The 21,012-nt window shown below is 53.6% G+C and carries 20 protein-coding genes, 1 tRNA gene and 1 riboswitch; of the genes, 6 read left to right on the top strand and 15 right to left on the bottom strand.

Annotated features, from left to right (window positions below; all coding sequences use genetic code 11):
- Positions 1 to 76: 76 nt before the first annotated feature.
- Positions 77 to 185: riboswitch (guanidine-I (ykkC/yxkD leader) on the bottom strand.
- Positions 186 to 445: 260 nt separating this feature from the next.
- The gene (locus K2F33_RS12755) at positions 446 to 1,777 is read left to right on the top strand and encodes an APC family permease (protein WP_263881891.1); all 1,332 of its coding nucleotides are present in this window, start codon (positions 446 to 448) and stop codon (positions 1,775 to 1,777) included.
- Positions 1,778 to 1,909: 132 nt separating this feature from the next.
- Here the strand turns inward: K2F33_RS12755 and K2F33_RS12750 are convergent, their stop codons facing one another.
- From K2F33_RS12750 to K2F33_RS12685, 14 genes are all read right to left on the bottom strand, one after another.
- Positions 1,910 to 2,518, bottom strand: a complete 609-nt coding sequence (locus K2F33_RS12750) for a YdcF family protein (RefSeq protein WP_263881890.1) — start codon at positions 2,516 to 2,518, stop codon at positions 1,910 to 1,912.
- A gap of 154 nt (positions 2,519 to 2,672) precedes the next feature.
- Positions 2,673 to 2,746 (bottom strand) — tRNA-Pro (locus tag K2F33_RS12745).
- Between the two features lie 388 nt (positions 2,747 to 3,134).
- Positions 3,135 to 3,626, bottom strand: coding sequence for a hypothetical protein (locus K2F33_RS12740; protein ID WP_263881889.1), 492 nt, complete (start codon positions 3,624 to 3,626; stop codon positions 3,135 to 3,137).
- Between the two features lie 86 nt (positions 3,627 to 3,712).
- The gene (locus K2F33_RS12735) at positions 3,713 to 4,222 is read right to left on the bottom strand and encodes a metallophosphoesterase family protein (protein ID WP_263881888.1); all 510 of its coding nucleotides are present in this window, start codon (positions 4,220 to 4,222) and stop codon (positions 3,713 to 3,715) included.
- Between the two features lie 363 nt (positions 4,223 to 4,585).
- On the bottom strand, positions 4,586 to 4,903 hold the full coding sequence (locus K2F33_RS12730) for a cupin domain-containing protein (RefSeq protein WP_076175515.1): 318 nt from the start codon (positions 4,901 to 4,903) through the stop codon (positions 4,586 to 4,588).
- A gap of 38 nt (positions 4,904 to 4,941) precedes the next feature.
- The gene (locus K2F33_RS12725; protein WP_263881887.1) at positions 4,942 to 7,257 is read right to left on the bottom strand and encodes a DUF4962 domain-containing protein; all 2,316 of its coding nucleotides are present in this window, start codon (positions 7,255 to 7,257) and stop codon (positions 4,942 to 4,944) included.
- 202 nt (positions 7,258 to 7,459) lie between these two features.
- Positions 7,460 to 8,227, bottom strand: a complete 768-nt coding sequence (locus K2F33_RS12720) for an SDR family NAD(P)-dependent oxidoreductase (protein WP_263881886.1) — start codon at positions 8,225 to 8,227, stop codon at positions 7,460 to 7,462.
- On the bottom strand, positions 8,224 to 10,077 hold the full coding sequence (locus tag K2F33_RS12715; protein WP_263881885.1) for a sensor histidine kinase: 1,854 nt from the start codon (positions 10,075 to 10,077) through the stop codon (positions 8,224 to 8,226). The genes K2F33_RS12720 and K2F33_RS12715 overlap by 4 nt, the downstream gene beginning before the upstream one ends.
- Before the next feature lies 1 nt (position 10,078).
- Positions 10,079 to 11,119, bottom strand: a complete 1,041-nt coding sequence (locus K2F33_RS12710) for a response regulator transcription factor (RefSeq protein WP_076175506.1) — start codon at positions 11,117 to 11,119, stop codon at positions 10,079 to 10,081.
- A 106-nt stretch (positions 11,120 to 11,225) separates the two neighbouring features.
- Positions 11,226 to 12,797 (bottom strand): extracellular solute-binding protein, encoded by a 1,572-nt coding sequence (locus K2F33_RS12705; RefSeq protein ID WP_263881884.1) that lies wholly within the window; start codon positions 12,795 to 12,797, stop codon positions 11,226 to 11,228.
- Positions 12,798 to 12,921: 124 nt separating this feature from the next.
- Positions 12,922 to 13,794, bottom strand: coding sequence for a carbohydrate ABC transporter permease (locus K2F33_RS12700; RefSeq protein WP_263882349.1), 873 nt, complete (start codon positions 13,792 to 13,794; stop codon positions 12,922 to 12,924).
- Between the two features lie 25 nt (positions 13,795 to 13,819).
- Complete coding sequence (locus K2F33_RS12695; protein WP_145141447.1) at positions 13,820 to 14,746, bottom strand: ABC transporter permease; 927 nt, start codon at positions 14,744 to 14,746, stop codon at positions 13,820 to 13,822.
- Positions 14,747 to 15,775: 1,029 nt separating this feature from the next.
- On the bottom strand, positions 15,776 to 16,588 hold the full coding sequence (locus tag K2F33_RS12690; RefSeq protein WP_263881883.1) for an SDR family oxidoreductase: 813 nt from the start codon (positions 16,586 to 16,588) through the stop codon (positions 15,776 to 15,778).
- Positions 16,589 to 16,833: 245 nt separating this feature from the next.
- On the bottom strand, positions 16,834 to 17,241 hold the full coding sequence (locus K2F33_RS12685; RefSeq protein WP_076173763.1) for a MerR family transcriptional regulator: 408 nt from the start codon (positions 17,239 to 17,241) through the stop codon (positions 16,834 to 16,836).
- A 183-nt stretch (positions 17,242 to 17,424) separates the two neighbouring features.
- On the opposite strand from K2F33_RS12685, the gene K2F33_RS12680 reads away from it, so the two are divergent.
- From K2F33_RS12680 to K2F33_RS12660, 5 genes are all read left to right on the top strand, one after another.
- The gene (locus K2F33_RS12680; RefSeq protein WP_263881882.1) at positions 17,425 to 17,805 is read left to right on the top strand and encodes a carboxymuconolactone decarboxylase family protein; all 381 of its coding nucleotides are present in this window, start codon (positions 17,425 to 17,427) and stop codon (positions 17,803 to 17,805) included.
- Between the two features lie 146 nt (positions 17,806 to 17,951).
- The gene (locus tag K2F33_RS12675) at positions 17,952 to 18,710 is read left to right on the top strand and encodes a YheC/YheD family protein (protein WP_263881881.1); all 759 of its coding nucleotides are present in this window, start codon (positions 17,952 to 17,954) and stop codon (positions 18,708 to 18,710) included.
- A 174-nt stretch (positions 18,711 to 18,884) separates the two neighbouring features.
- Positions 18,885 to 19,367 (top strand): DUF2975 domain-containing protein, encoded by a 483-nt coding sequence (locus tag K2F33_RS12670; protein ID WP_263881880.1) that lies wholly within the window; start codon positions 18,885 to 18,887, stop codon positions 19,365 to 19,367.
- Positions 19,368 to 19,377: 10 nt separating this feature from the next.
- Entirely contained in the window at positions 19,378 to 19,602 is a 225-nt protein-coding gene (locus K2F33_RS12665) for a helix-turn-helix domain-containing protein (protein ID WP_076173767.1), read from the top strand.
- 22 nt (positions 19,603 to 19,624) lie between these two features.
- Positions 19,625 to 20,395 carry a DUF817 domain-containing protein gene (locus K2F33_RS12660; RefSeq protein ID WP_263882348.1) on the top strand — a complete coding sequence of 257 codons (771 nt, stop codon included), beginning with the start codon at positions 19,625 to 19,627 and terminating at the stop codon, positions 20,393 to 20,395.
- Positions 20,396 to 20,517: 122 nt separating this feature from the next.
- Here the strand turns inward: K2F33_RS12660 and K2F33_RS12655 are convergent, their stop codons facing one another.
- On the bottom strand, positions 20,518 to 20,931 hold the full coding sequence (locus K2F33_RS12655; protein ID WP_089548695.1) for a DUF6508 domain-containing protein: 414 nt from the start codon (positions 20,929 to 20,931) through the stop codon (positions 20,518 to 20,520).
- Positions 20,932 to 21,012: the final 81 nt, after the last annotated feature.

Below are 21,012 nucleotides of genomic sequence, written 5' to 3'. Positions count from 1 at the left end.
ACCGCCAGTGAGCCCCAAGCCCGCCAATTAAAAATAAAAAAAGCCCGGGAGAAACATCAAAGCGTGCTTTGATAGATTCTCCCGGGCTTTTTTCCCGCCGTGTACACCAGGTTGCCCCGGTGCGCCTTCTCTCGGACCAGCCAGCCGATGACTTTCATCGACCCGGAACCCTAGAAGACATTTCGTATGCGGTTGTTTATGTTATGAATACTAACATTATTTCTTGGCGGCATGCAATAAAAACTTACAAAAAAAATTTAGAAATGCGAATATTTAGCTGTAAAAGGCGGTTTAATGTGAGGTTATAGGCCATGATGGAACATATGTTTGCATGTAAACTTAGAAAAAAGACTTGATTTTTCGGAAATAGCCTGCAAAAATGTGAGATGTCATGACATATCGAATCGCCGTCAGTTGCTTTATCCCTTTGGAGGAGGAATGTCATATGTCAAATAACATAACATTAAAAAGAGATTTATCCTTGTCCCATGTCGTGACCATGGGCCTGGCCTGGATGTCGCCCATGATCTTTTTCACCAGCTTCGGCGTGCTTCACGAGGGCTCGGGAGGCATGCTCCTGGCCGCTTACATGATGGCGTTTGTAGCCATCGTCTTCACGGCGGCAAGTTACGGGCAAATGGCGAAGGCTTTTCCCGTCTCGGGTTCGGCGTACACCTACGTGACCAAAGCGATGAACCCGTTTCTCGGCTTTGTGGTGGGCTGGGCCGTCCTGCTCGACTATTTATTTTCGTGCATTATTGCTGTGCTTATGTTCGGAATTAATTTGAACGCGCAGTTCCCGTCCGTACCTCCGGCGGTCTGGATCATACTCCTGACGGCTGTCGTCATGGCGATCAATATCATTGGCATCAAAACATCGGCCAATGTCAGCAAAATCTTCGTCCTGATGCAAATTTTGTTTATCGCCGGCTTCTGTGCGCTCCTGGTATACAAAGCGCTGCAAGGCGGGATTACCGCGGGACTCGACCCGTTTGCCGCAGGAAAAGGCGTCTCGTTCTCTTCCATTCTGGCCGGAGCCTCGCTGGTCTGCTTCTCCTTCCTCGGATTCGACTCCATTACGACGATGGCCGAAGAAACGAAAGACCCGAAGAAGACGATCCCCCGCGCCATTATGGTCATTGTCGTCCTGGCCGGGCTGATGTATTTTGCCACCGCTTATTTAATCCAGCAAATGTACCCTTCCTTTTCGTTTGCGAGCGCCGACTCCGCCGGCTTTGAGCTGATGCAGTCCATTGGAGGCAGCGTGCTGGCCTCGGTGTTTACGTTCGTCATCATTTTCTCCATTCTGTCCCAGGGCATGTCCTCCATGACGACCGTCACCCGGCTGCTGTTCGTCATGGGTAGAACCTCTCTCCTGCCCAAGACATTCGCTTCCATCCATCCCAAGTTCCGTACGCCCGTGTTCAATATCGTGCTGGCCAGCGTTATTTCCTTGTCCGCCCTGTTCATCAGCCTCGAAACGGCGATCAAATTCGTGAATTTCGGTGCGCTGACGGCGTTCCTGTTCGTCAACCTGTCCGTGATTTTCCACTACATCGTCCGCGAAAAGGGCCGCACTCCCAAAGACCTCATTTTCCGTCTTTTGTGCCCGCTACTCGGTGCCGGCTTCGTGCTGTACCTCGTCACCCTTCTGGACGTTTCCTCACTGCTGCTTGGCGGCGGCTGGCTCGTATTCGGACTGCTGTTCTATGCGCTGCGGCGGGCCAAACCGGCGGTACATGAAGCGCCGGGTGCGGAAGTGGAGAGCGCAGTTTAAGGGAAAATGACTGCTCGCCATCCTGCCGTTCACGCAAGAGCAGCGGATATTTCGAAAAAAAAAAGAAAAAGGACACGGCCCGCCTGAACCGCTTAGGCGCTGCTGTTGTCCTTTTTTAAATAAAGCATAGAACTATCCCAAATCCAACATATTGTCCGCAATGATTCCGTTTTGCACATACCGGACCAGCTTGCCGGCTTCATTCGAAGCCCGGTTGAACCCTTCCGGCGTCAACCACCAGTTGTCCTCCCGGGTCGACGCATCCTCTGCGGCACACATCGAGTATTCGATCCAGGAAGGCATGTACGTCTTTAAGGTCAAGTACGCCCGCCGCATATGGTATGCGGAAGTAACGATCAGAATCCGGCGGATACCGTGCAGCGGAATGGCCCGGTCCAGGACAAGCAGCGAGGCGAGCACATTCTCCTTCGTATGCCGTGACTCCTGCTCCACCAGAATTTGTCCGGCAGGGACGCCCAGTTCCACCGCCCTTTCCTTCATCATCAGCGCCTCGGGCAGAGGCTGCCCCTTCCAGATCGTACCTCCCGAAAAAAGAATCATCGGTGCCCGGCCATCCTTGTATAATTGAACCGCTGCGGGAACGCGGTACTTTGCGCCCTTGTTGCTTCCGAACACGAAAATGCAGTCGCCTGGCCGACCGTCGTCGGAAATTCCCTTGTACAGCAGTGCGGTAATTTGCTCGTGCGATAATTGGCCGGGATTGCATTCTGAAATCATCATCTCCGGCACCCCCGTTTTCCTATGGATTTCTTAGCAAATCTTGCAATAAATGATAGAACCACTTCAATTGTATGAAATAACAACTGAAATGGTTCTCAATTACGCCGTATATGATGACGATGCCCAGGCATCGCCGCGCTGATAAAAGGAACTATCGGAGTAGCGGGATTCGAACCCACGGCCTCACCCACCCCAAGGGTGCGCGCTACCAGACTGCGCCATACCCCGATATATGAACCGCATAACGCGGTAAATCAACCGCATAACGACACCGCTTCAAACGTTCAATGTGCTTAGTCCATGGAAATGGTTGCATTTTCCATCACCGTATTTAACGCTATTATAGCGTATTCGCCCGCACACCCGCAATACTTTAGGTACGCAGCTTTGCGGATAAATTTTTGATCTCAGCAATCGGTCAGAGGTAATCTTCGCTTAATCGCCGTGACCACGATCAGATGCAGATGATGACTTTTCCTATATTGCAGGATGAAGTACGAACTTTGCAGCGGCTTGATGACGGGCACAAGAAGAAAGAACCGCAGCAAAGCGGTTCCTTCTAAATGATGTAAAGCAATGCTATTTAAACGTATAGCCGCGTTTCAGAAAACGTAATTTATGCCCGCATTTGAACCAGCGCCTGCCCTGGCGCAGCCTTTTCCCGATTGCCCAGCAGCGAGGAAATTTCGTCCACGGTATAGTATCCGGCGAACCGCTTTTTCCTTACCGCCTTCGTCAGCCAGCTAAAAAAATCCCATACCGGATCGTCGACCCATCTTCCGCCATGGTTGATCAGAACGGGCGTATACGAGATTTTTAACGCACAAGCGCCCTGCCATTCGAAAAAGAAAATGTTCTCCGTATTTTTTTTCTGCAGTAAAAAGGAGTAGCTGCCCTCCTGAAGAAGATATTTGTCCTGGTTGTGAAAGAAAACCGGTCCTTCCGCCGTCGCCACGATCCCAATCAAGTCGCCGTTGTGATGAACGTAAAAACCCCGGGTGTATTCGATGTTCAAATCGGGTGTGAGCCGAACTTCCTGAAGCGAGTAGGGTTCGACTCCCCGGTGTCTGGTTTGCGCTGCGTCCTGAAAATGACTAATGATTTTCATGATTACACATAACCTCCCTCTTCGTACAACGCTTCAATGAGTATACCGCTTGATTCTATACCAATTCTGAACATTGCGGGGCATCCCTATCCTTTATCCTCATAAAAAATATGCCGGGGGAAGACTTGGCCACCTTTGATTTCAAGCAGTCCAAACGAATACAGCTTCTCCCTGCGCTTGTCCGTAGGAGAACCGGGGTTAAACATCAGCACGCCGTCGTCCATCTGCAGGTGAGGCTGGTGAGAATGGCCGAACAGGATGCAGGAAACCGGCTCGCCCTCAAAGGCCTTCCTGGCCTTCTGTGGAGTGGTTATTCTTGATGAATAAGGCTCATGTCCGTGAACAAGCCCAATCTGTACCCCTTCAAAGGAGAGTATCTTTTTTTCGCCAAAACGCTCCATAATCTCGTATCCGTCATTATTTCCGGCAATGCCGTCCACAGGAGCTAATTTTGACAGCTGATCGTACACCTCCAGGGTCATCCAATCGCCCAAATGAAGAATATGGTCAACCTCCCGGAACGCTTCCGTCAGCTTTGCGGGGAGCTTTACTCTGCCTTCTCTTAAATGCGTATCCGAAACAACACCGATAATCATGGTCGTTCCTCCTTTTTTTCAATCTGATCACTTTTCCGCAGATCACTTTTCTGTAGATCACATTTCACACGAAAATTGCATTTTTGCAGTTATTCCATCTATGCCCTGCCTGACTGATGATCATAAGTGCAATTGTACAGCTTTTTTCCCTAGTCCAACTATTATAGCAACGCCACTGTCTGTGGTCCCGCGCAAAAAAACTGCCCCGCGGCTTCCATATGGACGGTTCAACGTCCAAAAGGTGCCGAGAGGCAGTCTAGGAACAGCCTTTGTGATGGCAGTCATGGTACTTCATGGTACTAATACTTGGCCTCGCTTAACTTCGTCTAAACGAACCTGAAGCAGCGACCGTCGTGCCGTCAATTAATACTTGATCAAGTCGGCACGCAGCGGCGTGAAGCAGTCCAACAATGCACTGGCTTCCAGCGCCTTCGCCCCATGCCTGGCGCCCATCGGAATGACGATGTGCTCGCCCTGCGCGATGACCGTCTTCTTGCCTTCGATCGTGAACTCGACGCGCCCCCGCAGACAGTAGGACATCTGCTCATGCGGGTGGGCATGCTCATATCCTTCTGCACCGGCTTCAAAATGTACTTCCATCATCATCAGCGACGCCCCCGGCTGCAAAATTTTGCGTTTTACGCCGGGCTCCGCGTCCTCCCAAACTCCGATATTGCTCATGCTTTTGCTCCGCCTCCTTATGCTTGTCATTTCATAAACTAAAACGCCTTCGCGATTTCGATCTTCTGCGTTTGCCCGTTGTCCGTCAAATACAAATTATAACTGAATCCTTGATCGTCCATAAAATAAGAAATGTATTTTACGCCCTCATTTAGCCGCTTTGGAAGGAGCAGCGTAGCGATCCGGTGCGAGGACGCGTCCTTCGTCTCGGCCGACAGATGCCAATGCGTATCGAGCCCGGCGATTTCCTCGGGATCCACGCCCTCGAATCCGCTCGTCTGCGACAGCGCAAGCTCTCCGGACGTGCTGAAGATGAAGCGCCCTTCCATCAGGGCTTTCTTGCCGTTCACGTGGAAGGACTGGCCCTTCAGCTCCATCTCGTACAGCGTGTGGAATAGCCACTGCACCCGTCCCGGCTGCTCCAGGTCGATCGAATCGACAATAACGAAGTAGCTGTTTTGCACAAAATAAATCTCGCGCTTATACTGCTTCAAATACGGTACATACTCCCGGTAAGCAGAGGTTGGATTCAAACGAGTGTAGGATACGCCCTTGTCATGCCAGGCGTCCTCGACCTCCCCTTTAGCCGCCAGGTTAAGCGCCTTGTTCATGCCGGCGAACTGCCCTTGCCCGTCGATGAGGACGGCGTTTTTGGACTTGGTCTGCCTGCGCCAATTCAAATGCATCGAGCTGTTAAACGCGACATAATACCCGCACTCAATAGCCAGTGGCTCCCCGTAAGCGTGCAGCAGGAATGCGCCCTGATCGCCGTGGCTGTGGCTGACCGAGCCGTACCGGCTGCTCTTGGCGATGAGGGAAATCTGCTCCGCAGGATCGTGCAGGCGGTGATGCATCGCCACCCAGCCGATGTCGCGGAACCATTTGACGGGCTCGATGCCGGAAGGCTCTACCGGTTCAACCTGCGGATAATTGTGCCGGTACACGAGGTCATCGAAGGCAAAATCCCACCAGCCGTAGTTGTAAAACATACGGTCGGCCTCCGGATTCGCGTCCTTCAGCTGGTCGAAGTACCATTGGTACCATCCGTTTCCGGTCACGCCGGCAAACTCGCGCATGTTGTAGCCGACCTTTTTGATGATATCGTCCCCGAGCGTCGAGTTGTCGCCAAAGGCCATGCGCGTCGACGTGGTGGGGCTGTAGCAGTAGAGGGGAAAATCGCCTGTACGCTGAAAAAAAGGCCGCCGGAACACGTCGAGCTCCGAAAAGTTTTTGAGCAGGTTCAGGCCCTCTGTCAGGTAAGCCATGCCCGTCGTCCAGTAGTGGGGCCCTTCGGCCCAGCCGCCGTCCTTGCCTCCCCATGGAGAGAACAGCGTGTAATAGTACTCCACCGTGTAGTTCAGCCATTCCCTGGCCTCCGGCTCCTCGTCGAACAAAGCGATGCAGCAGGGCACGAGCACCGAAGATAAGGAGCGGACCGCGTGGCTGTCATAAGGGACATGATGGATCTTCGAGCGCTGGATCACATGGTACGCCACCTGCCGGGTCCGGGCGAGCAGCGGCTCCCGCACCGCTTCCCGCTCATCCTCCGTCAGCTCGCCATGGAGCCAGTCGTAGCCCCAGGCCAGCGCCGCGGCGATCCGAAACGCCGCTTCGTCGTTATAGTCGCGGCTGGTCGGGCCGTCCGGGTCCCAGGACGCGGCGTGCAGCAGCCAGGCTTTCGCCTTCGCGAGCAGCTCGGCGTCCTGCAGCACGGCACCGGCAACGCTCAAATGCCGGATGGCGTACAGCACCTCCTGGCAGGCCAAATAGCTTCCGCGCCACAGCGCTGCCGTCCGGCGGTTCTCCGGATAGGGCTTCGGCTCCTCAATCAGCTCCCGGGTCAGCCAAGGCTTGACCGATTGCTCGAAGAAGGCCTGCCATCCGCTGCCTGCCGCATCCTCCCTTACTGTGCCGCGGTAAGCCTCCAGCTCATCCGGCTGCAACCACAGCCGGGGATGACCGGTGCGTACCCGGCTGTAGCGCTCGCTCCGGGACGGGAGCGCCGTCTCCGGCAGTCCCTCCGGCACCCGGAATTCTCTTACGGTGCTCCATTCGGACTGCTGCTCCCCCGGCCCTTCCCCTTCGAGCAGCGCGTACCGCCAATAATACGTTCCCGGCCTCAAGGCCTCGGAAGGTGTAAAGAAATTGTAGGAGATTGGCCCGTAGGTCCGGGTCGTCTCCCTGGTAAAATCCGGCGCGGATGACACCTCCAGCACGTACCGGTCATCTTCCAGCTTCGCCGGGATCCAGGTAAACCTCGGCGGGTTCTCGATCAGCTCCGTTTGCGCCGAAGGCGCATACTGCACCGTTAAATCGCCGCTTTGCGGCTGATACAATCCGTTTGCCGTTGCCATTGTCCGTATCCCTCCAGTTTGGGTGACACTGTAGCGAGCTTGTTGCCTTGATATCCTTATCTCGCTGTGCTCCTAGATCAACGTTCTTTGTCCATCGTCAGTTGTTCATCGTTAGTATCATGTCAGCTTCAGCTGTCCATTTCCGTTTTTAAAAGTATTTCTGGGCGCTGTCCTTTGACCCTTACTGCCTTGGACGAAACCCTTACCGCATGAACAATCCGCCGTTCACTTCAATAGTCTCACCCGTAAGATAGCGGGACAGGTCCGAAGCTAGATACAGCACCGTATCGGCAACATCCTGCGGCGTCCCTTCCCGGCCGAGCGGGATTTTGGACACCGTGGCGGCCCGGCCTTCATCCGAGGTGAAGGTGGCGTGAAAGGCCGTCCAGCCGATAAAGCCCGGCGAAACGCAGTTAACCCGGATGCCCTGCGGGGCAACTTCCTTGGCCAGACCCTTGGAGAAGGAAATGACCGCCGCTTTGCTGGCCGCATATACCGATGCTCCCGGCCCTCCGCCGTCATGGGAGGCGACCGAAGTCATATTGATGATGGACCCGCCGCCGCGGGTTGCCATGCCTGGAATGACCAGCTTGCTCAAAAACACGCAGGACTTGAAATTAACATCCATGACGTGCGTATAATGCGCCTCGGTCATTTCGGCATTCGGTACCCGCTTCACCAGGTGGCCCGCATTGTTCACCAAAATATCCACCGGGCCGCCCAGCTCCCGCTGGACCGTGTCCAGCATCACCGTCAGTTCCTCGATGCGGGTGACGTCCGCCTGGACGACGGCGGCCCTGCCGCCCGACGCGGCGATTTCCGCCGCAAGGGCTTCCGCCTCCTCCCGGCCCCGGTTATAATGAACCGCCACCGCGGCTCCCGCGGCCGCGAGCGACCTGGCCGCTTCCCGGCCGATACCTGAGCTGGCACCGGTCACCAGCGCCATTTTCCCCTGCAAATCGATCTTCATCCCACGTTCTCCTCCTCATACATGCAAGTGATGCTGCCGTCGAACGGCAGCGACATCCGAATCGTCGTTCCGTGATGCAAAGCGCTGTCAATCGTCAAACCGTACGCTTCTCCATAAACCATCTGAATCCGCCGGTGCACGTTCATAAGACCCAACCCGCCTTTGTGGTAAAGGGAGCCCGAATCGGACTCCGCGAGCCGGTTCAGCTCCAGCTTTTGGCGCAGCGAATGAAGCTTCTCCTCCGTCATGCCGGCGCCGTTATCCTGCACGGTCAGCCGGAACCCTCCTTCGCGGACCTCCGCGCTGATCCGGATCCGGTGATGATCCTGAATCCCGTCGGGAAACGCATGCTGGAACATGTTTTCGATCAGCGGCTGCAGCGTCAGCCGGACCATCTTGTGCAGCAGCAGATCCGGAGGAACGTCAACATCCAGCTCAAACTGCCGCTGGGTCCGGTACTGCAGGATCGTCATGTAATTCAGCACATGCTTCAGCTCGTCGACGACCGTAATCTCCGACAGGTTCGTCTGAATCGCATATCTCAGCATGGCCGCCATCGCTTCGACCATTTCCATGATTTCTTCGGAATCTTGGACGACGGCGTAGCATTTGATGGTCTCGAGCGTGTTGTACAGAAAATGCGGATTGATCTGCAGCTGCAGCGCCTGGAATTCGGCCTTATGCTGCTCCAGCGCGATTTTCTGCAGATTCAGCTCCGTCTTGTGTGAGCGGATTTCCGCCTCGTAGACGCGCTCGATCATCTCCGACAGCCGCGTCAGCATCAGGTTGTAGCTCGAGATCAGGAACCCGAACTCATCCTGGCGCTGCTCCTCACCCTCAATCGTCTTCCACTCGCCTTTTTCCATCATGCGCATGTTGCGGACGAGCTTCTTGAGCGGCTGCACGAGAGACCGGCCGAACCGGCCTGCAATCCACATCGCGACCATTAACGTGATGAAGCCGGCAATGACCGTCGTATAGCGGATGTTCATGATCGGTCTCCGAAGCTCCTTCACCGGGACCGAAATGACCATCTGCCAATCGGCGGCGCTGAGCCGCTGCGACACATACATCCGCTTTTCCCCGTTGACGACGGCCGTGAAGGTGCCCTGCCCGCTGAGCAGGTTCTTCTTGACCTCATCGTCCATGAACTCCGGGATGACGGCGTCCTCCGGCTTATCGACGAAATTGCCCTTGCTGTCCACGATGAAGGAGTAGCCTTTGTCCCCCAGGTCCATTTGTCCCCACAGCTTGGATATCTCCCTGGTGTTAAGCTTCATGCCGAGGATGCCCCGCGGCTGGTGCGACAGAAGCCCGCGCACGCGGCGGATGAACGTAATGTACTGCTCTTCCCCCGGATCCACCGTTGCCGAGTTGATGATCGCGCCTAGACCGTTCTTCGGAATATTTTGCTCGATTAAACGATAATACGATTTATAATCCTTAACCTCATCCTGGATGATGTCCTTCGTCGTGATCGCCTTGCCGTCCTGATTAATGACGTAAATCAGTTCGATCTGCGGATAAATGATAAAGGCCGAATCGAACACCTTGCTCTGAATCCGCCGCGACAGCTCGTAATACTGAAAACTGTTGTCCGGGTCCATCTCCATGAACTTCAGGACGTCCGGGTCGGACAGAATGATTTTGCTGGCATTGTCGAACGTCTGGAGGTACAAGTCCGTATGATAGGCCGCGTGGGTGATCATTTGGGACAGGTAGCGTTCCAGCTGGCGGTCCAGAAGTTTGGACGACTGCACGTAAGTGATGGTGCCGACCACCGATAAGGAAATGACAATTAATACCATGAAGTAGCCGAATATGCGGTGGGAGATGCTTCTGCGGAACATGTCAGATCCCCAGCCGCTGCCGGTATTCCGAAGGCGAGATGCCTTCGTATTTCTTGAAGGTTTTCGTGAAGTTGGAATGGTCGGCATATCCAACCGCGTATGAAATGTCGGTGATCCGGTGCGATTCCTCGCCGAGCATCCGCTTGGCGTATTCCATGCGCCGCTTCGTGCGGTACTGGACGAAGGTTTCTCCCGTCGCCTGCTTGAACATGACGCTGAAATAGTTGGGATGCAGCCCCAGCTGATCCGCTACTTCCTCCAGCGACACCTCGCTGGCCAAATTGCGCTCGATGTAATGCTTGGCTTCCTCGATCGGGTCTTTCCATTTCCCTTTCCGCTTCCGGTACAGGCGGTCCAGCGTCTGGCCGATCCGCTCGGCGAACCGCCCGAAGGCCTCTTCCCCGGTGGAGTCCGGGCTGAGCTCCAGGCTGTCGTCCAGTTCGATGTTCATCTCCCTGGCTCTTAGCTTCTTAACGAGCAGGCCGTGGAATTCCTCCAGCATTTCGGCCTTTTGCCGCTCCTGAAGCTGAAAAGCGGAAGTCTCCCGCCGCCACTCCTCCAGCAGTTCCTGAACCTGGCTGCGGTTCATATAGTAGATGGCCTGGTCAAACCGCTCCAGCCATGCATCCATCTTGGCGACGGAAAGGTAGGCGGAGGCCGGCTTCTGCTTCTCAGCCCGCTGCACCAGGCGCCGCAGCGTATCCGCCAGCTCCCGTTTGGCCACCGGCTTCAGCAGGTATTCCCTGACGCCGAAAGCCATACAGGCCTGGGCATAGGAGAAATCGCCATAACCGGATACGACCACCGTCTGCACCGGGTACTCCTGCTTGGCGATGGCCTCACACAGGGACAGGCCGTCCATGACCGGCATCCGGATATCCGTAAACACGAAATCGGGGAGCTCCTCCCCGATCGCCTGCAGCGCCTCGCGCCCGTTGGCGGCGAGCCGGATGGATGAAATCCGGATCCCGGACTGCTGAATGAATACGCTTAGTCCTTTCAGAATCATAGGTTCATCGTCAACGAGCAAAATCCGATACATCCTCAAGAGCTCCTTTCGATTTCGTATTCAGGATTCATATTTGGGCGGCGGGAACCGGTGCGGGTCGCCGCCCCAACATCTCTAGCAGGTGAAGAACCGTCAATTCCTACTTCCGCGGCAGGAAGATGCCCTCTTTTTTCTGGTAGCGTTCATTGGCTTCTTTCAGTACGGCATTGCCGCCCTTGGACTTCCATTCCTCGATTACCTTCGGCCAATTTTCGATCGGCTCCTGGCCGTAGACCATTTTGACCATGTGGGTCACAAGCACCGGTGGCGGCGTATCCGAAAGCGGGGTGATGTCCGGGTTCTTTTTAAGCGCTTCCAATCTGGGGTCGAATTCGATGCCGTCACGGCCCTCGTTCGCCAGAATGTTATCGAACACGCCCATCAGCTTGCGCCCGTCTTCCGTCAGGCTGAGCGATCCCTTGTTGTAGGTCGTGTCCTGCACGAGCCACAGGAAGGATTGGCGGTAGCGCTCCTCGTCAACCGCTTTGGAGTCGGTCGGCTGCTTGTAGTTGATTTTGTCCCCGGCCATCGTGTACGTTTCGCCTTCGACACCGAAGGTGAAAAACTTCTCGGCTTCATCCGATACCATCCAATCGAGGAATTGAACGATTTTCTCCGGATGTTCGTATTTGGCATTTATGAAATAGGAACGGTTTACGTCGCCATACAAATAATATCCGCCCTTGCCGTCCGGTCCGGTCGGGGAGGGGATCACTTCGAGCTTCGCGTCCGGAACCGTATCCTGAAGCTGGGTCTGCCATTGGAGCAGCTCGTTGGCGTTCATCGACCAGATGCCGGCTTTTCCGGACAGGATCGTGTTCTTGAACGTCGTCGGGTTGATCGTGGCAAATTCCTTGTTGATCAGCCCTTCGTCATACATCGTTTTGTAGGTGGACAGCGCTTTCATCATATTGTCTGCATCGAAAAATTTGGGCTGCACCTGGCCGTCCACTTCCTCAAACTGGCTTAAATAAGGAAAAACATCGTAAGCTCCGAAGACCGTATCCGCATATTTGAAGTCCTGACGGCCCATGTAGGGATTTTCGACGCCCATCTTTTTAAAAGCGCGCAGCACTTCCATAAAATCGTCGATCGTCTTCGGCACCGGCAGGCCTGCTTTGTCCAACAGATCCTTGCGGATCCAGGTCGCGCGGCGGGAAGGGTTGCCGAGCCACTCCGGAATACCATAGATTTTACCTTCATAGGTCATGCGATTCCAGGCTTCTTTCGGGATTTTTTGCAGCAGGTTCTGCCCGTACTTCTGCAGCAGGTCGTCCAGCGGCATAAAGACCCCCGCCTCCACCGATCCCGCCATCTCTTTCCCGGTTACTCCGCCCTGGCCCTGCACCACGTCCGGAATGTCGCCCGTAGCAAACATTTGCGCCATCTTCTGGTCGTATTCGCTGTGCGGAACCAGGCGGATGTCCATGTCGGTATTCGTCAGCTCCTCCAGCTTCTTCACCCACTTATCCGCGTTGATGTCCGGCGATTTTTCCACGTGGCCGAAATTCAGCGTCCGCAGTGAAATCGAAAACTTGGTGACCCCGTTGTCCTCCGTGCTCGTCCCCGCATCCTTGCCGCTGGCGGATGAATCATTGTCTTTGCCGCCGCACCCGGCGAGCAGAGATGCCGTCACTACAGTGGCCAGCATCAGGCTTACCCATTTTTTCATCGTATCCCCTCTTTCCCCGCTTTGATTGCTCTTGTGTATGCTCTTTGTTGGAGTTGGCAAGTTGATTGTATCGTTAACGTTTGCCCGACTGTGAGGTGGCAACTTCAGTTCGGGTAGTTCATTTTTAAGATTTGACCGCGCCGAGTGTAAGCCCTTTCACAAAATGCTTCTGCAGGAACGGATACAGCAAAATGATCGGCAGCGTCGCAATGACAATGGTCGCCATCTTGATCCCCTCCGGGGAGGTAAACGCCAGCTCGCTGAACTGCGAGGCGCCGGGGTCGATGCTGAGATCGTCGGTCTCGAACATCTTTTTCAGCAGCACCTGCAGCGGCCACCACTTCGGCTGATCGATGTAATACAGCGCGTTCATATAGGCGTTCCAATGTCCTACCGCGTAAAAAATACCGAGCGAGGCCATCACCGGCTTGGAGAGCGGCACCACCATCTTCATCAGGATACGTACCTCCCCGCAGCCGTCGATGCGGGCGGAATCGATGACCTCCGCGGGCAGCTGCTTGAAGAACGAATGCATCACGAAAAAGTTAAACGCGCTGATCGCGCCGGGCAAAATCATGGCCCACGGGGTATTCATCAAATGCAGATTTTTCATCAGCAAAAAGTTTGGAATCAGCGGCGCGCTGAAAATCATCGTGATCAGCACCATCAGCATGATCAGCTTGCGCCCGACATACTCCTCGCGGGACACCGGGTAAGCCAGTGTTGCCGTCGCCACCAGGTTGATCAATGTTCCGGCCACCGTAATGAAGACGGATACCGCGAACGCGCGCCATATTGACGTGTCGCTGAACACGTACCGGTAATTGATCGTCGTAGCGTCCACCGGCCAGAACGTTACCTTGCCCGACGTGACCGCTTCCGATGAGCTGAAGGACTGGGCGATGACGTTCAGAAAGGGCAGGAACATGGCGAGCCCGAGCAGGCACATGAACAGGATGTTGAACGCGTTGAATAGTTGATAGCTTCTAGACATCATTCGGTGCAACCGTCGTTCCTCCCTTCTAGTACAGGCCTTCGCCCGTCGTTTTCTTGCTGAGCAGGTTGCCGATCAGGACCAGCACCAGCCCCACCACCGATTTGAACAAGCCCACCGCCGTCGTGTAGCTGTACTGCTGCGACAGGAGGCCGGAGCGGTAAATGTATGTGTCGAGAATCTCCCCATTTTCCGTATTGAGCGCGTTCAGGAACACCCACACCCGCTCAAAGCCGAAGTCGAGAAACTTGCCGATGTGCAGCAGGAACAAAATCATGATCGTCGGCAGCAGCGCCGGCAGCGTGATCCGGAGCGTCTGCTTCCACCGGTTCGCCCCGTCGATCTCGGCCGCTTCGTACAGGTCGGGATTGATTCCCGCCAGAGCGGCCAGGTACAGGATCGTGCCATACCCCATGTCCCGCCAAATGCCCGAGCCGACCAGCACGCTGCGGATGTAGGCGTTGTCGCCGAGGAAGTACACCGGCTCGATGCCGAACAGACCGAGCAGCTGGTTCAAGATGCCCGTGGACGGGGACAAAATGGCCACTGACATGCCGGCGATGACGACCCAGGACAGAAAGTGCGGCATATACACCACGGTTTGGATGACCCTTTTGAATACGACCAGCCTCAGCTCGTTGAGCAGCAGGGCCAGAATGATCGGGGCCGGAAACGCAATGATCAGGTCGTAGAGCCCGATGAGCAGCGTATTTTTCAAAATCCGCAAAAAGTCGTAATGCTGGAACATCATCGTAAAGTTGGCGAAGCCCACCCACTCGCTGCCCGTGAAGCCCTTAAAAATGTTGTAATCCTGAAACGCGATGATTGAGCCGCCCAGCGGAATGTACTTGAAGATGAGAAAATACACGATCCCGGGAAGGGAAATCACGTACAGTGCCTTGTACTTCCACATGAGGTGGATCAGTCCGCCACCTTTACCCGGCCTTCGGACCATGCTTGGGGGCGTCAGCTCGGCTGCTTCCGTTTTGATCGTCGACATATCGGTCCTCCTTTTCGCGCACGTCGTATAGCTGTGCTTATTTTTCATAGTAACGGTGGAGGGGCGGGGGATGCTTGGCATGAACAGGGGTGGGCTGGTTATTTTTTAAGGTTGGGGGCGTTGATTGAAAATAAGGACAGAAGCCCTTATGCCGTATCTGCGATTGCATCATTGGGTCGATTCGAAGGAGCAGCAACGAAACCCAGACTTTTGTGCTCGGGGAGGGACGCATTTGGGATTCCAGCCGCTGTTGAAGCCGTGTTCCTTGATGAGACAAGGAGGTGGGAACACGACTTCAAAGGCGGCACGTAAACTTTCCACCCCATATGCTTTCCCTCTTTGGAGTTCAGGTCGCGGGGACTGCTGCTCTTGGGGTAGCTGCTAGAACGCCCCTATCTGCTTCTTACTGCTGCTTAGCCAATTGTTTCTCCTTCGGTTACCGCATCAGCACAACGCCTTCGCTCGTGACCTTAACAAATACCCAGCTTGTGGGGAGGATGCAAAAAAGAGGCGTGTCTCCTTGCGGCACGCCTCTTTCTGGTTGGCTACTGGTCTCCTCGAAGAAGGAATAACGAAACCCATACTTCAGCGCTCGTGGGAGGGACGCATTTGGGGTTCCAGCCGCTGTTGAAGCCGTGTTCCTTGATGAGACAAGGAGGTGGGAACACGGCTTCAAAGGCGGCACGTAAACTTTCCACCCCATATGCTTTCCCTCTTTGGAGTTCAGGTGGTGGGGACTGCTGCCTCTGAGGGGCTTGAGGAGACTGACCTCGTCTCCTTACTTTAACTGCTGGCCATTTGTTTCGCGATCGCCGCCACCAGTACTACTCCCCCCGCTCGTGACCTTTAAAAATCCCCAGCTTGTGGGGAGGAAACAAAAAAAGAGGCGTGTGGCCTTACGGCACGCCTCTTTCCATCATCGAATCGATTCAAAGGAACAATAGCGAAACCCATACTTCAGCGCTCAGGGGTGAGCCCCTCCTATCACCGGAACTGCTGAGCAATACCGGCCATAAATTCCCCCTCCGGCACCCTGCTGCGCATGTCCAGCAGGAACTCGGCGTCCGGACCGGCGATATACCGGAACCGGGGAGAAGGATCGGCCGCCGCCTCGTAGATCGTCTTGGCGATGTGCTCCGGTGAGGACGACTGGGTTTCGAAGCTCTCCAGCTGCTTTTTCATTACAGTGCCGGTATAGGCGGCGTATGCCTCCAGCGAATCGTCCTTCAGCACATCCAGCGAACGTCCGGTAAAATCCGTCGCCACGTTGCCCGGCTCTACGAGCTTCACCCGGATGTTGTGTTCAGCCAGCTCATAGTAGAGCGATTCGGAGAAGCCTTCCACCGCCCACTTACTCGCGTGGTACAACGACAGCAGCGGGAAAGCCACCCTGCCGCCGGCCGACGAGACGTTGATCACCGTTCCGCCGCCCTGGGCCCGGAAATGTGGAAGAAGCGCCCGGGTCGTCTGCATCACGCCATGGACGTTGACATCAAACTGTTTACGTACCTGGGCGTCGGTCGCCGCTTCAAAAGCGCCGAATGCCGCATAACCCGCGTTATTCAGCAGGACATCGATCCGCCCAAACCGGTCAATCCCCTCTGCTACCGCCGCCTCGATGGTATCCTTCCGCTCCACATCCAAACGGGTCACCAGCACCCGCTCCAAGGACCGCAGTCCGGTTTCCTGTTCCGGCGAACGCATCGTCGCAATGACATTCCACCCCTGCTGCTGAAAAAACTGTGCCGCCGCTTTTCCAATACCCGACGAAGCACCCGTAATCAAAATCGATTTCACGCCAATTCCTCCTCGTTTCTCATTTACAAGGAGATTATAGCGCGTAGAACGAACTAAGTAAACTGATATTAACTATTTTAGTTAAGTTTATATAAAATAATTTATATCATTTGTCTTCACAGCAGACTAAGACGAGCACGGATGCGGGACGGACAAAATTACCTCGGAATGAGATTTAGTGTATTCCCTCGGAATGAACGATATGGTGCAGACAACAAAAAGAGGCCAGCGCGGCCTCTTTTTGCTCATTTCCCAGACGGCACGTTGGGTGGCACCGCCTGGTTTTGTTCTTTTTCCATACCTTTGTAATGATCGATCTTATCGTCAATACTTCGCAAATGATCCCGGAGCACCCGCATTTGCTCATGAATGTGCGCCTGGTGGGCCTCCAGCATTTCCCGCCTTTCCGTTATCGTGGAATCGCCTTCGCTCCGCAGGTCCGAAAACCGCTTCATCTCGCTGATCGGCATTCCCGTTCCCCTTAACCGCATCAAAAATTCAACCCATAACAAATCGAACTCCCGGTACAGGCGGTAACCGTGCTCATCCCGGGGTACCCCTTCCAACAAGCCAATCCGCTCGTAGTAACGCAGCGTATGCACGGACAGACCGGTTTTTTGGGAAATCTGCTGAATCGTGTATTGGTTCTCCATGGCTGCATTATATCACTAAATCCCCTGCACAGCGGGCCTTTTGCTTCGATCTTCTTTAATTCCTTGCGTCTCCTTGGAATGGCAAAATTCCATGCAAAAAAAGCCTTGCTTTAGAGCGCGCTCAAAGCTGTAGCATATAACTCACGAAGCGGTTAAAACATCATTTCAGGAGGTCAAAAAACAATGACAAACGAACGTTACGAACGCGGATGGGAAAAGCTGCTGGAAGTCGATGGCGACGGCGGGCAGCGTGTTATAGACTCGCTCAGCGATATCGCCCCGGACCTGGGGAAATACGTCATCGAATTTGCCTTTGGCGACATTTATTCACGGGAGGGGCTGGACCTGAGGCAGCGCGAACTGATTACGATCGCTTCCCTAACGACGCAAGGGGGATGCGAAGCGCAGCTGAACGTGCACATCAACGCCGGGCTGAATGTCGGGCTGACCGCCGGCGAAATTGTGGAAGCCATCATCCAATGCGCGCCGTACATCGGCTTTCCCCGGGTGCTGAACGCGGTATTCGAGGCAAAACGGATTTTTAAAGAACGCCAAATAATATAAATGGGCGAAGGGGCGGCGGATGAGCCGCCTTTTTTGATCTGCTAGCGGATAGAACTTTAACTTTTTCCGTTCTTATCACAATAGACAGATATCGTTGCAAGCACATCGCTGCATTCATATGTTAGGTCAGGAAGGTGGTGGTATGTATGGCTAAGTACAAAAGCAGCTCGATCAGCGATAAATGGAAGAAAACGAATTGGTTATTAGAGCAGGGCGATTTACGGAAACATGTCCCCCACACGGAAACTTTTGATAGAAATAACCTGTTCTCCATGCTTTCCAAATATTCAACCGTTTACTTCAAACCAACGCATGGTTCCGGTGGAGCGGGCATTATTCGGATCAATAAAAAGAACAATGGGTACCAAACCCAATTCAAGAAAGAAAAATCCTTCTTCGCAACAGCTGACGAGCTATATCATATGCTTTCCCGCTTTTCTAACAAAAGGCCGTATTTGTTACAGAAGGGGATCCCATTAGCTAAAACGAACGGAAAGCTGTTCGATATTCGCGTGATGGTGCAGAAAACGAAAAAAGGGGAGTGGATCAGTACGGCCGTCTTCGCAAAGATCGGGAGTCCTGGGAAGATTGCAACGAACTATAACCAGGGAGGAAGCCTCGGTTTATTTCAGCCAACGCTGACAGGCGCGGGATTTCATTCGGCCTCCATTCAAAATACGGAAAAAGCGCTGAAGCAGTTAGGAGTTTCGGTAGCGAAAAATTTTGACCGCCATCTCAAAGGATTTCAGGAACTGGGTTTGGATGTAGCGGTGGACAACAAGGAGAAGCTGTGGATATTGGAGGTCAATACACGGCCCCAAATTTATCCGCTAAAATTTTTAAAAGACAAAAAGTTATACCATCGAACCCTATCTTATGCAAAGCAATATGGGAGGCTCCAATAACCGCCATCAAGACGCCATGAGCAAACATGGCTTTTTTTGTTTATACATCATTCGTTTGAGGAGATCCTTAACTCGACTAACAACAAAATGATAATATTATTCATTAATTATTTATTGTAAAACGATAAATGATGTGCTAAATTCGAGGAACAATAATGATTAAGAGGTGTTTTTATGAAACGGGTGTCGACTCTCTTCTTAAAGGTGGCTGTGTTTCTGATCGGACTGCCGATCCTTGCTTTGTGCATCTTTGTGGTGCCAGAGATCGCGGATTTCGCAGCAGAATTGTATCCGGATCATGCCTATCTCAAATATCTTGTGTTTGCTGACTTGTATGCATCGGCAATCCCTTTTTACCTCGCTCTGTATCAATCCTTTAGACTGTTGATTTATATCGACAGAAATGAAGCCTTCTCGGAGTTGTCCGTAAGAGCGCTAAAGAATATCAAATACTGTGCCGTCGCTATCAGTATTTTGTATGTGGCCGGCTTGCCCCTCCTGTATCTGATTGCGGAGGCAGATGACGCTCCGGGTGTCATTTTAATCGGACTAGTCATTATTTTTGCATCCATGGTGATCGCTTTCTTTGCCGCCGTTCTTCAGAGGCTCCTGAAGGAAGCAATCGATATCAAATCGGAAAATGACTTAACGGTCTGAGGTGAAAACAATGGCTATCGTAATCAATATCGATGTAATGCTGGCGAAAAGAAAAATGAGCGTAACCGAGCTGTCGGAACGGGTAGGAATCACCATGGCTAACCTGTCTATATTGAAGAACGGGAAGGCGAAAGCGATTCGATTATCGACGTTAGAGGCGATTTGTAAGGCGTTGGATTGCCAACCCGGGGATATTTTAGAGTATCGGAGTGATGAAGATCATGATGGATCATAGCCGAATAGTGGAGTCACCGGTCATCAGAGCGTTCAAGCAGCTCGTTCGATTCGGTTGGGAGCAGGCTTTATCCTGTTTGTTCCCGGTCGTGATTTTTGCCTCCTTGGCTTTGACAAAAATCTTACCCCTCCCCTTTCTGCCCAGGTATGATTGGCTGCTGATCATTTGCCTCCTGATGCAGTGGTGGATGGTTCGCTCCGGACTCGAAACACGGGACGAACTCAAGGTGATCACGATGTTCCATCTGATCGGGCTGGCTCTTGAACTTTTCAAGGTACATATGGGCTCCTGGTCATACCCGGGAGAAGGATATTTCAAAATATTCGGCGTCCCTTTATACAGCGGGTTCATGTATGCCAGCGTAGCGAGTTATCTTTGCCAGGCGTGGAGAAGACTCAAGGTTGAACTGATGAATTGGCCGCCGTTTGCGGTCGTTGTCCCCCTTGCGGCTGCGATCTACTTGAATTTTTTCATACACCATTTCTGGATTGATGTCCGTTGGTGGTTATCCGGACTTGTCATCCTTGTCTTTTGGCGGTCCTGGGTTCAGTATGAGGTGAACGGAACGCGTTACCGTATGCCGCTTGCCCTGTCCTTTGTGCTTATCGGATTTTTTATTTGGATCGCAGAAAATATCGCCACGTTCTTTGGCGCCTGGCAATACCCGAACCAGGCCGAGGCCTGGAGTCTCGTTCATCTTGGCAAAGTAAGTTCATGGCTCTTGTTGGTGATCGTCAGTTTTCTGATCGTAGCGACGTTAAAGCAGGTAAAGGGAAAAATCCCATCAGAGTAGGCCGGGGACATTTAAGCGATGATTATCGCGAGCCCGGAAGTGAATATAAAAAAAGAAAGGCGGCCAGATGGGCCGCTTTATCTATTCCAGCGTATGTTTTTCGGATACCCCGTCGTTCCCCGTTAGGTTCCCGGCCTTGATCCCCGCTCAGCCTCCCGCAGCTTATACAGAATGCTGAGGAAAATGCCTTCCCGGATCGCCTTCTCCCATAACCCGTCGCAAAAGCGTTCCTGCCGGACGAAATAGGTCAGCACCGCCCGCAGCAATTCCATATCCCGGGGCATCTCCAGCCCGCTGATCGCTTCCGGCGCAAGAGCATCCCCCTTCTCGAGCTGCTGCAAATAATCCTTCATCATCAGTCCGCTGCCGCTGACGGCTGCGATGAAGCGCTGAACCCCGGCGTCGTATACCGGATAAGGCATCGTTATCACGCCTTCCTCGCTTTGGGTGCCTCCGGTCCATGTGCAGAAGGAAGTATTTTTATTTTCAAAATAACGGATCCATTCCTGCAGCTCCTGCTCCTGAAAACCCACCATCGCCGATCCCTCCTTGGTTCTAACATATCACAGCTGCCGTAAGCTGCGCTTCCCGAAAAGGATAACGATTGGGCGATCATA

Origin of the sequence: Paenibacillus sp. PSB04, assembly GCF_025809195.1 — a bacterium.
In the GTDB taxonomy this organism is placed as follows: Bacteria; Bacillota; Bacilli; order Paenibacillales; family Paenibacillaceae; genus Paenibacillus_AQ; species Paenibacillus_AQ favisporus.
The sequence above is the reverse complement of the archived record's forward strand: the minus strand, read 5'-3'. Positions and strand labels throughout refer to the sequence as shown.

What these genes read in the sequence shown, in the direction of transcription:
- K2F33_RS12730 (WP_076175515.1), bottom strand. Translation starts at nt 4,903, where the DNA reads ATGAGCAATATCGGAGTTTGGGAGGACGCGGAGCCCGGCGTAAAACGC.
- K2F33_RS12665 (WP_076173767.1), top strand. Translation starts at nt 19,378, where the DNA reads ATGGCTATCGTAATCAATATCGATGTAATGCTGGCGAAAAGAAAAATG.
- K2F33_RS12715 (WP_263881885.1), bottom strand. Translation starts at nt 10,077, where the DNA reads ATGTTCCGCAGAAGCATCTCCCACCGCATATTCGGCTACTTCATGGTA.
- K2F33_RS12740 (WP_263881889.1), bottom strand. Translation starts at nt 3,626, where the DNA reads ATGAAAATCATTAGTCATTTTCAGGACGCAGCGCAAACCAGACACCGG.
- K2F33_RS12735 (WP_263881888.1), bottom strand. Translation starts at nt 4,222, where the DNA reads ATGATTATCGGTGTTGTTTCGGATACGCATTTAAGAGAAGGCAGAGTA.
- K2F33_RS12675 (WP_263881881.1), top strand. Translation starts at nt 17,952, where the DNA reads ATGGCTAAGTACAAAAGCAGCTCGATCAGCGATAAATGGAAGAAAACG.
- K2F33_RS12685 (WP_076173763.1), bottom strand. Translation starts at nt 17,241, where the DNA reads ATGGAGAACCAATACACGATTCAGCAGATTTCCCAAAAAACCGGTCTG.
- K2F33_RS12670 (WP_263881880.1), top strand. Translation starts at nt 18,885, where the DNA reads ATGAAACGGGTGTCGACTCTCTTCTTAAAGGTGGCTGTGTTTCTGATC.
- K2F33_RS12710 (WP_076175506.1), bottom strand. Translation starts at nt 11,119, where the DNA reads ATGTATCGGATTTTGCTCGTTGACGATGAACCTATGATTCTGAAAGGA.
- K2F33_RS12750 (WP_263881890.1), bottom strand. Translation starts at nt 2,518, where the DNA reads ATGATGATTTCAGAATGCAATCCCGGCCAATTATCGCACGAGCAAATT.
- K2F33_RS12655 (WP_089548695.1), bottom strand. Translation starts at nt 20,931, where the DNA reads ATGGTGGGTTTTCAGGAGCAGGAGCTGCAGGAATGGATCCGTTATTTT.
- K2F33_RS12725 (WP_263881887.1), bottom strand. Translation starts at nt 7,257, where the DNA reads ATGGCAACGGCAAACGGATTGTATCAGCCGCAAAGCGGCGATTTAACG.
- K2F33_RS12720 (WP_263881886.1), bottom strand. Translation starts at nt 8,227, where the DNA reads ATGAAGATCGATTTGCAGGGGAAAATGGCGCTGGTGACCGGTGCCAGC.
- K2F33_RS12695 (WP_145141447.1), bottom strand. Translation starts at nt 14,746, where the DNA reads ATGGTCCGAAGGCCGGGTAAAGGTGGCGGACTGATCCACCTCATGTGG.
- K2F33_RS12700 (WP_263882349.1), bottom strand. Translation starts at nt 13,794, where the DNA reads ATGATGTCTAGAAGCTATCAACTATTCAACGCGTTCAACATCCTGTTC.
- K2F33_RS12705 (WP_263881884.1), bottom strand. Translation starts at nt 12,797, where the DNA reads ATGAAAAAATGGGTAAGCCTGATGCTGGCCACTGTAGTGACGGCATCT.
- K2F33_RS12755 (WP_263881891.1), top strand. Translation starts at nt 446, where the DNA reads ATGTCAAATAACATAACATTAAAAAGAGATTTATCCTTGTCCCATGTC.
- K2F33_RS12680 (WP_263881882.1), top strand. Translation starts at nt 17,425, where the DNA reads ATGACAAACGAACGTTACGAACGCGGATGGGAAAAGCTGCTGGAAGTC.